Origin of the sequence: Vibrio sp. OPT18, from assembly GCF_015163615.1 — a bacterium.
GTDB classification, from domain to species: domain Bacteria; phylum Pseudomonadota; class Gammaproteobacteria; order Enterobacterales; family Vibrionaceae; genus Vibrio; species Vibrio coralliirubri.
Genome location: NZ_JADDYK010000087.1, coordinates 11763 through 21225, shown reverse-complemented (window position 1 = coordinate 21225; position 9463 = coordinate 11763). Strand labels below are relative to the sequence as shown.

General features: G+C 47.4%; 7 protein-coding genes. All 7 read right to left on the bottom strand.

Features of this window, described 5'->3' with window-relative positions; translation table 11 throughout:
• Positions 1–1503: efflux RND transporter permease subunit (locus IQQ51_RS27530; protein WP_228013132.1), on the bottom strand; the 1503-nt coding region annotated here is incomplete at its 3' end.
• Complete coding sequence (locus IQQ51_RS21990) at positions 1500–3221, bottom strand: efflux RND transporter periplasmic adaptor subunit (protein WP_193842142.1); 1722 nt, start codon at positions 3219–3221, stop codon at positions 1500–1502. The genes IQQ51_RS27530 and IQQ51_RS21990, both read right to left, overlap by 4 nt.
• Before the next feature lie 10 nt (positions 3222–3231).
• On the bottom strand, positions 3232–4659 hold the full coding sequence (locus tag IQQ51_RS21985; protein ID WP_193842186.1) for a TolC family protein: 1428 nt from the start codon (positions 4657–4659) through the stop codon (positions 3232–3234).
• Between the two features lie 99 nt (positions 4660–4758).
• Positions 4759–5328 (bottom strand): hypothetical protein, encoded by a 570-nt coding sequence (locus IQQ51_RS21980; protein WP_193842141.1) that lies wholly within the window; start codon positions 5326–5328, stop codon positions 4759–4761.
• Positions 5329–5612: 284 nt separating this feature from the next.
• Positions 5613–6773: an acetyl-CoA C-acyltransferase FadA gene (gene fadA, locus IQQ51_RS21975; RefSeq protein WP_086968241.1), complete on the bottom strand. Its 1161-nt coding sequence runs from the start codon at positions 6771–6773 to the stop codon at positions 5613–5615.
• Between the two features lie 15 nt (positions 6774–6788).
• Positions 6789–8942, bottom strand: a complete 2154-nt coding sequence (gene fadB, locus IQQ51_RS21970; RefSeq protein ID WP_193842140.1) for a fatty acid oxidation complex subunit alpha FadB — start codon at positions 8940–8942, stop codon at positions 6789–6791.
• Between the two features lie 9 nt (positions 8943–8951).
• On the bottom strand, positions 8952–9463 hold a 512-nt coding region (locus IQQ51_RS27525), incomplete at its 5' end, for an acetyl-CoA hydrolase/transferase C-terminal domain-containing protein (protein ID WP_322632761.1).

Below are 9463 nucleotides of genomic sequence, written 5' to 3'. Positions count from 1 at the left end.
GTTGCCGCGAATGAAGTAACCCATCAGCACAGGAACAAGCGTGATAGCCAAACCGGCTGCGGCGGCCATTGCATACGTCTTGGTAAACGCAAGTGGCGAGAACATCTTGCCCTCTTGCCCTTCTAGCGCGAATACAGGCACAAAGCTCAAGGTAATGATAATCAGAGAGAAGAACAGCGGTGCGCCAACTTCTTCTGCTGCCTTACCAATCACTTGCCAACGGTTTTTGTCAGTGAGCGGAGTCCGTTCAATGTGTTTATGAACGTTCTCTATCATTACGATCGCCCCATCCACCATGGCACCTATCGCAATAGCGATACCACCAAGGGACATGATGTTGGCGTTAATGCCCTGCCAATGCATAACAATGAATGCACCTAAGATACCAACAGGCAGACTTAACGCGATAACCAGTGATGAACGAATATGGAACAAGAACAGCGCGCACACCACGGCGACAACGATGAACTCCTCAGCCAATTTCTTCCATAAGTTTTCAACGGCTGAATCAATCAAAGTAGAACGGTCATAAGTCGCGACAATCTCGACACCATCAGGTAAGCCAGCTTGCAGTACAGCAAGCTTGGTTTTAACCGAGTCGATCACTTCACTGGCATTTTCCCCAAAGCGCATCACAATAACGCCACCGACCGCTTCGCCCTCACCGTTGAGTTCAGAGATACCACGACGCATTTGCGGGCCAAGGTTAATGTCTGCAATGTCACCTAATAGCAGCGGAGTACCCTTGTCTGTCACTTTTAACGGCAGAGATTGAATATCTTCGATGCTTGTCAGGTAACCCGTTGTACGAACCATATGTTCGGCTTCGGCAATCTCGACGACAGACGCACCGGTTTCTTGATTACCATCTTGGATTGCCTTGTTGACCTGTTGAAGTGTTAGGTCATAAGCACGTAATTTCGCAGGATCAATCTGTACTTGGTACTGCTTCACCATGCCGCCAACGGTCGCCACTTCAGACACGCCTTCTACAGTTTGCAATTCATACTTCAAAAACCAATCTTGCAAACTACGAAGTTCAGCTAAGTCGTGCTGACCGGTTTCGTCTTGCAACACGTAGCTGTAAACCCAGCCCACACCGGTTGCATCTGGCCCTAGTGTTGGCTTGGCACTCGAAGGCAAGTTAGGTGCAACTTGGCTTAAGTACTCCAACACTCGTGAACGCGCCCAGTACATATCGGTATCGTCATTGAAGATGATATAGACATAGGAATCACCAAAGAACGAATAGCCACGGACTGTTTCAGCACCCGGTACAGCTAACATCGCAGTGGTGAGCGGATACGTTACTTGGTCTTCAACCACTTGCGGCGCTTGACCCGGATAACTGGTTTTGATGATCACCTGAACGTCTGATAAATCAGGAATGGCATCGACCGGTGTATTTTTCACGCTGTATAAGCCGCCAAATACGATGGCTACAGTAGCAACCAGCACTAAGAAGCGGTTACTAATAGACCAGCGAATGATTGCATTGATCATAGTTCGCCCTCACCCGTGCTGTTCGTCGGTTCGAGAGATTTGAGCACATAATCAGAACCCTGCTTCACCACTAGAAACCGAATGGTTTGACCCTCGGCAAACTCAGATAAATCAAGGTCATCACTGGCTTGGAAATTCATTTCACCCGCTTTCCAATTCCACTCAGGGACAGGCTGATGTTTTACGGTGATCATGCCAAAATCTGCCATCAACATGGTGATGTCACCCGTCACCCAAACTTCGCCAGCCATCTTGTGTTTGTTGACCTTGTAATCCACAACCTCGTACTGCCCTGACTCTGTCTTTCTCATCTCAAAATCAATCGCCTTACCACGTTGCACGTCACTTATGTCCAAGCCTTCCGCAAAGGTGAAATTCATCACCATGCCCGGCCAATCCCATTCAGGAACAGGCTGATGGTTAATCGTCACCATGCGGCTGCCTTGCATAACATCGGAAACTTCACCGTTCGCCCACACCGTTTCAGACTCTTCTTCAACGCCATTAATACGTGACAGATCAGCAGATTGGCTCGATTCAGAATCCAACATGAAGTGCGCAGAAGTGACAATGTTCTCACCTTGCTCTAGCCCTTGAAGCACCTCTATTTTTTCGCCAGCTTCACGACCAACCTCAATACGAGCAGAACGATACTTGCCAGAACCTTCTGACATTACCACTCGAGTCATACCACCGGAGTGAATCACCGAAGATCTTGGGATAGTAAGAACGGCTTCATCACTGATGGGTTTCAACGCAATATTGGCGAACATATTTGGCTTAAGCTCGCCATTTGGATTGGAGAACTTCAAACGAACGCGCAAGGTTCGAGTTTTTGGGTCCAGAATTGGGTACACGTAATCGACATTACCCAACCACTCTTTGCCGGGAATGGCATCTAGCGTCATCACCGCATTGCTGCCTGACGAGATCCAGTGCGCTTGACGCTCAAACACCTCAGCATCAACCCATACTTCGCCTAATGGGCCAGCACTGATCACTGCTTGTGCAGGTGCAAGGTAACCACCTTCTCGGATATTCAAACTTGCGATGACACCATCAGCTGGCGCTTTGACTTCAATGGTTTGTGAGGCTTTGCCTTTGCGCGTAATAGAGCGGATTTGAGTCTTATCAACACCCAAAGTAATTAAGCGTTCAGTCGAGCCCTTGATCAAACCTTTACGACCCGTTTTATAAGCACTGATCAACTCTTCTTGTGCTTTAACAAGCTCTGGAGAATAGAGTGTGAAAAGCACATCACCTTTGTTTACCTTCTCACCCACTGCGTTGATGTAGAGCTTCTCAACCCAACCAGCTGCTCTTACGTTGGTTTGCCACAATGTACTTTCATCGAACGCCACATAACCCACGGTTTCAATCCGAGGAGATAGCGTTTCGAACTTAACTTTCGCTGTTTTGACACCCAGATTATTTTCTACCGACGAATCAATGAACACGGTACCGGGCTCATCTTTAACACCACTTGAGTCATCCGCGTAAACAGGGATTAAATCCATCCCCATAGGTGACTGACCCGGCTTGTCTCGCTGATAATTTGGGTCCATCGGAGCCACCCAATACAAAGGTTCATCGCTGGCTTCTGTACTCGTTGCCATTGCTGACATGTCGTGTGCTGGATTAATCAGAAAATGGTTCACACCAAAACCCAATGCACCACCGACCAATAAAGCGATTGTTGCTACTTTTACTGAACTCATTATCTATCCCTTACTGATTCTCTGTGGTTACAAGCTGTGGTTGATTTACTTGGTATTCAAAGCCACTGACTAACGCCGCCAGTTTGCTGTTAACGATGTTGAGATCGGTGATCAAACGTTGTTGCTCTAACTTAAGCGCCAGCTCATCGGTCGTTGCTAAAATGACATCGTTAAACTGGGCGGTATTGTTTTGATAGCCCCTCTCAACCGCGCTGATTCGGGCTGCGGTTTGAGGAAGCAAGGACGTTTGATACCGATCTAATCGCTGGATCAGATTTGATCTGTCCACCAGCAATGCATTCACTTGCGCGTTCATTTGGGAAAGTAAGGTGTCTTTTTGAGATTTAGCCGCACCAACTTGATACTGAGCAGCCGATAAGTTCTTATCTTGTCGATTCCCCGTAAACAGCGGGATGTCGACAGTCAGATAGGCACTCACCAGATCAGAAGCTGGTTCACCCGCCATGTTATTGGCTTGACGGTGTGCATACATCACTTCCACCCCAAACTGCGGGGTATAAGCTTGCTCGGCTAATTCAACCTGAGTTTGATTGGAGGAAATACTGACATCGGAGATCTTAACCAAAGGATGGTCAGTCAGTAGCTGGTAGTGCTTAGTTGAATCGATATTGGTCGCTAATTTGCTTTCCAACAACGACCAATCGATTTGGTTAGTTGCATTCAGTGTGCCCTGAGAATCAAGAACCTGAGAGCCTAACCAATCAGATCCCAACCATTCAGAAAGCTGAGAGATTAAGCGGCGCTGAACTTGCTGGTTTGCCTGAAGTTTCTCATCAAGCTTGCTCACTTGAAGCTGAGCATTAAGCAGATCTTGCGCTTCACTTTTACCAATCGAGTAATTGGTTTGTACATAGTTTTCAAGCTCAACCAACAAACGACGATTTTGACGAATCACCGACTCAGCCTTTTGCTGATAACCTAACTCAAGCCAAAGCTGCGTCATGCTATTCGCAACCGTCAATTCTCTTGCTTGCACCTGCAAAGCTAAAGCATCTGCCTGTTGGCCTGCCTTTTTCTGTTGGAGGTTAAGCGTATCGCCACGCTCAAACTGCTGCATCAGCCCTACCGATATATTGGTCATCGGGTCTTCGTCGAATTGAAAGCTATCGACAGGCAAACCGCCAAATCCAACTTTCAATTTCGGGTCCATTAAGGTCGAGCTAGCAATGCCCGTTTCTCGCATCGCTTGAGACTGAGCAAAGTACTGTTTGCGATTTCCATCTTCGCTTAAAGCAATCTCAATCAGTGTATTGAGTTGCTGCGTCGAGCTTGCTTGGTCATGTGCTGAAATGTGTTGAGCATTTGAAGCTGACGCCGTGGTAGCCGCGAGCGTAGCACTTGAAAACAAGGCCATAGGCAAGGCAGCAGCAACCACTAAGCTCGTGTTCATGACAAACACAGAGGTTGTTGGTTTCATATTCACAATGAATGTCCATATCTAGCGCTAATTAGCGCATAAAAAAGAATGGCTTATCAGAATTATCTAACTGATATAGCTGTATTTTTAGATATAGATTTATGCGGAAGGTGGGCGTAGCAAAGATTGAGCGCGAGTCACTTTTTGACCGATAGTCACAGAGTGATGAAGTGCGAATGAAGAGGAAATTTGGTAGTTGGCTTGAAGCGCCTGAATTGTGTGTGATGCGGTAGAACAAACAGAATAGCAACAGATATGAGCAGAATCCGAACCGCCACAACAGTTGTTGCCCATCACATGCTCTCCGTGAGCATCCATTGATTCTTGATGTGAAGCCATCTTGTCATCAGCAGACAGCTCAACATAAATAGCGTGGTCATCATGGGCAGAGTGAGCTCCATGAACAGACTGGTCGCCATTCGGCGTGCTTGCGTGAACATGATCGCTCATGTCTGGATCGCTAACGGTCACATGGCAACCGGCAGCAAATTGATTTGCGGCATCAGGATCGCTCGGCGAATCGTTGTGCTGGCAGATAGACTTATTCGACATCATCTGCGTTGCCATGATATTAGCCATCATGGCTGAAGAGCTTGAGGCATAGCTAGACGTCAACATCGCAATGATGCTGAAAACAATAATCCAAGTTTTTCGGAATGTGTTTGTCATAGCTTACCTTTGAATTTACACCGCAACTATAAACGTTACCCTTAGGGTAAGGTCAATGCCATTGTGCCGATATTTGGCTGACCGTTGAAAAAACATTCATTCATAACCATGGTTTGTCGATTATTTGAACTTAAGGCATGTGTGTCCTTCAATGATAGTTCTGGATAAGCAAAAAGTGCAACTCACTAAAAAAGCCTTCAACACAGGTTGAAGGCTTGGATCGTTACCCTAATTTATTGTCTTGGTCACCTAGATGACGAGCTCATCTCGAACCATTAAGTGACTTACTCCACTCTTTCGATAATCGTCGCAATACCTTGCCCCATACCAATACACATAGTTGCTAGCCCGTATTGACCACCACGCTGTTCCATAATATTGATAAGGCTACCGACGATGCGAGCACCCGAACATCCTAAAGGATGACCCAGTGAGATCGCTCCACCATGCAGGTTCACTTTATCTTCACGCTGCTCCCATAAGCCTAAATCTTTTAAACACGGGATAGCTTGCGCTGCAAAGGCTTCATTCACTTCAGCAAAATCGATATCTGCGATCGTTAGATCAGTCTTCGCTAACGCTTTTTTGGTTGCCGGAACGGGTCCATAACCCATAAGCGCCGCTGGCACTCCCGCAGAGGCAGAAGAGATAACTCTAGCTCTTGGTTTAATGCCGATCTCGATGGCTTTATCTTCACTCATCACCAGCAAACAAGATGCGCCGTCAGACAAGGCCGAAGACGTACCTGCCGTTACGGTTCCTCGCGGGTCAAACGCAGGGCGAAGCTTAGACAAAGATTCAGCGGTGGTTTCAGGACGAATCACTTCATCGTGCTTAACCAAGGTTGGCGCACCGCTTTCGTCATGACCCATGGTTGGGACAATCTCGTTATCAAAGCGACCTTCAAGTGTCGCTTCGTGCGCGAGTCGGTGTGAACGAGCGCCCAATTCATCTTGCTCTTCACGAGACACGTTATGAAGTTGACCAAGTGCTTCCGCCGTTAACCCCATCATCGCAGACGCTTGTGCCATATTGCGGTTGTATGGGTTTAAGTTGATGCCTTTGGTCATTGGGATATGCCCCATATGCTCAACACCACCAACGAGAACAACATCGGCATCACCCGCTTTTATCGAGCGCGTTGCCATGTGCAGTGCATCCATTGAAGAACCACACAAACGATTCACTGTTGTTGCTGGTACTTCTTCAGACAACCCAGCTTGAAGTGCTGCGACCTTCGCAAGGTTAACGCCCTGCTCTTCGGTTTGCTGCACACAACCCCAGATCACATCATCAATCAGAGTGGATTCAACCTTTGGCTGACGCTTCAGCATGGCGCTCATTAAGTGAGACGAAAGATCATCGGCTCGAACATGTCGAAATACACCATTTTTTGAACGCCCCATTGGAGTTCGAATCGCATCTACAATCACTACGTTTTTCATATTTCTTGCTCCAGGTTACGCGTAAAAATTACGGTTCAGTTCAACACGGTCACGAAGACCTTGAGGGATGGCATATAAAGAACCTAAGTCTTCATATTGTTGGGCAATCTCTAACAACTTATCTAGACCCATGCTATCCATGTAGTAGAAGATTCCGCCACGGAATGCCGGGAATCCAGTGCCGTAGATAAACGCAATATCACCCTCGGCAGCTGAAGAAATAATGCCGTCATCTAAACAGCGAATCGCTTCATACATCATCGGTAACATCATTCGCATTGTGATGTCTTGAGGCTCCATTGAGATTGGTGCATCACAAAGGCTGTCTATTAGCGCAGTGGTTTCCAAATGGTTTTCTGGTTGTAAGCGACCTTTGCGATCCGCTTTGTACAGATAGAAACCCTCTTTTGTTTTTTGCCCTAAACGTCCTTTCGCCACAGATTCCGCGATCAGATTCGCTTCAGGCTTGGCTAAACGCGTTGGGAAGGCTTCGCTCATCACATCAATGCAGTGATCCGCGGTATCGAGTCCAATCACATCAAGCAGATGCGCTGGCCCCATTGGCCAACCAAACCCTTTGCTCATCACTTTGTCGATTTGAGCAATATCACCGCCCGCAACTAACAGTTGATTGAAAGCCAAGAAGTAAGGCGTTAAACAGCGATTAACCAAGAAACCAGCACAGTCGTTCACCACGATAGGCGTCTTGCCAAGTGCCAGAACGTAGTTGACTGCGGTTGCAATGGTTTCCGCTGATGTTTGCTCACCTTTAATCACTTCAACCAACGGCATGCGATGCACAGGGTTAAAGAAGTGAATGCCACAGAAGTTCTCTGGGTTCTTTAATGAGTGCGCTAAGCCACTGATCATCAAAGTAGATGTGTTTGATGCAATCATTGCATTTGGCGCAACCTGTTCAAGCTCAGCTAGCACCTTTTCTTTTACGATTGGATTCTCAACGACCGCTTCTATCACTAAATCACAGCTGTCTAACGCTGCATTGTGCAAAGTCGGCACGATACGATTAAGCACTTCACCCATAGCTTCAGGGCTCTTACGACCGCGAGTCACTTGCTTTGAAAGCAGTTGATTGGCTTCATTTAGCCCTAACGCTAAGCCTTGTTTGTTGATGTCTTTGAGTACTACATCCAACTTTTTATCCGCGGTAACATAAGCGATACCACCGCCCATAATGCCCGCGCCGACGACACCCACTTCTTCGGTTTTCTTGCCGCCTTTAGCGTGTTTCTTTGCCGTCGCTTTTACTGCCATGTCACTCAGGAAAACATTCACCAAAGCGTCTGCTACACCACTTGCGACACATTTGATGATTCCCGCTTGCTCAAGCTTTAAGGCTTCATCGCGAGAACAACGAGCGCTTTTAGAAATCGTGTTCAGAATAATGCCCGGTGCCGGATAATGCGGACCAGCTGCTTTCGCGACCATGCCTTTAGCCACATTAATCGACATCGCCAGTTCCGCGTCATTCAGAGTCAGTGGCGCTTGTTTTTCTGCATAACGCTGCTGCCAATCAAAGTCACCAGAGATGCACGATTCAAGCATGGTTAACGCGCTTTCGATTGGGTTTGTCTTACTCGCATCGATCACACCATCAACAACGTGATGCTCTAGCGCTTGCTGCGCCTTAAAGGTTTTACCCGTTGTTAGCCATTGCAGTGCCGTATCCACACCTGTGATGCGCGGTAATCGAGTCACCCCACCCCATGCTGGCATAATGCCAAGCTTAACTTCAGGCAAGCTCATTTTTAGGTCGGTCGTTGCAAGACGATAATCCGCAAGCAGTGAAAGCTCGACTCCACCACCAGCCGCGACACCATTAACGATCGCGACTTTAGGAAGGTTAAGATCTTCGATTCGGTTATAAATGGAGTGCGCCCATGATAAGTAATCGGTAATGGCCGCATCACCGTCACTAAACAGAGAGCGAAAGGCTTTTACATCCGCACCCGCGCTAAATAACGCTTTGCCCGAACGGATAATCAGACCGGCAGCATCACTGTTTTCAAGTTGATCGACACAGCTTTCAAGTTCAATTAATGCCGACTTAGTGAGTGTGTTTACTGAATCAGATTCTGCGTTGAAAACTAATTCAACAATACGGTTAGAATCTTCGATAAATGCGAGTTTGAAAAATTGCCCTGTAAACATAATTATCTCCTACTTCACTAAGCCATGTTGTTTTGCTTCAGCCAGTAACGACTCACGAAAATCTGGGTGCGCGATATTCGCTAACGCATGAACGCGTTCAGAGACCGTCATACCACGCAGGTTCACCGAGCCGTATTCCGTCGCCACGATATGTACATCGTTACGAGGTGTGGTAATCGGCGTGCCCACTGGCAATGACAAACGAATATTCGACTCTAAGCCGTCTTTGCCTTCACGAGTTGCTGCCAAGGCTAAGATGCTGACGCCGTTTTTCGCCATGTTCGCTGCTCGTACGAAATCTAATTGACCACCCGATCCCGAAATCTGGCTAAAGCCCGCCCCTTCAGAAGCAACTTGACCAACAAGGTCGATCATCAAACACGTATTAATAGAGACAAAATTATCGTTCTTAGCGACTTCATACGGGTCAACGACTTCGCTCATTGAGCCCATCTCGATGTCTGGGTTGTTGTGCAGAAAGTCCATCACTTCTTGAGGACCCGCCGCGAATGCCGCGACGA